Source organism: Polynucleobacter sp. 35-46-11 (genome assembly GCF_002281105.1).
Genome location: NZ_NCFJ01000702.1, coordinates 1 through 1,119 on the forward strand (window position 1 = coordinate 1; position 1,119 = coordinate 1,119).

Annotated in this window: 1 protein-coding gene; it reads left to right on the forward strand. The window is 49.7% G+C overall.

Annotation, left to right across the window (positions count from 1 at the left end):
- Positions 1 to 1,026: tRNA 2-thiouridine(34) synthase MnmA (mnmA, locus tag B7Y67_RS18945; RefSeq protein ID WP_293599955.1), on the forward strand; the 1,026-nt coding region annotated here is incomplete at its 5' end.
- Positions 1,027 to 1,119: the final 93 nt, after the last annotated feature.

The window sequence follows — 1,119 nt, forward strand, 5'->3', positions numbered from 1 at the left end:
GCCTGGATGCTCAAGCAGCAAGGCTATGAAGTGATTGGTCTTTTCATGAAAAACTGGGAAGACGATGACAATGATGAGTATTGCTCTGCCCGCCAGGATTGGTTGGATGTGGTGTCCGTAGCAGACCTGATCGGAATTGATGTTGAGGCAGTCAATTTTGCCGCCGAGTACCGAGAGCGCGTTTTTGCGGAGTTTTTACGGGAATATGCAGCTGGCAGAACACCTAACCCTGATGTGTTGTGCAATGCGGAAATTAAGTTCAAAGCCTTTTTAGACCATGCCATCAGTTTGGGTGCAGATGCTATTGCTACTGGCCACTATGCACGGGTTCGACATGAAGGTGGTCGAGTGCAATTATTGAAGGCGCTTGATGCCAGCAAGGATCAAAGTTACTTCTTACATCGCTTAACCCAAATGCAATTGGCAAACGTTCTTTTTCCACTTGGGGAGATCCCAAAGACGGAAGTGCGCAAGATTGCTGAGCAAATTGGCTTACACAATGCGCGCAAAAAAGATTCCACTGGCATTTGCTTTATTGGCGAACGCCCCTTCCGTGAGTTCTTAAACCGCTACTTGCCTCGTACGCCTGGACCCATTAAAACCCCTGAAGGCAAAACGGTGGGAGAGCATATGGGGCTTGCCTTTTTCACCCTAGGACAGCGCAAAGGTATTGGCTTGGGTGGCAGTCAAGATGGCAATGGCGATGCCTGGTATGTCGCTCGCAAAGACGTAGTGAATAACACTCTATATGTGGCACAAGGACACGAGCACCCATGGCTTTTAGCGAATCAGCTCTCAGCAATAGATGTCAGCTGGGTTGCCGGGGTTGCACCTACGCCGGGACAGTATTCCGCAAAAACTCGTTATCGTCAGACGGACTCAGTATGCACTCTTACCGCTGGCTCTGAGGGGCTCTTGAGCTTTGAGCTGGCTTTTCCCGAGGCTCAGTGGGCAGTTACGCCTGGCCAGTCTGCCGTTCTGTATGACGGTGACATTTGCTTGGGTGGTGGCATTATTTCCGCCTAAGCACCCCTCACATACTTCAGTAGTAATTGCTTAATTAGGCTGCTGGAGGCGCTGTTTCTGCAAATGAAGGTCTCTGCATTAACTTTTGATACA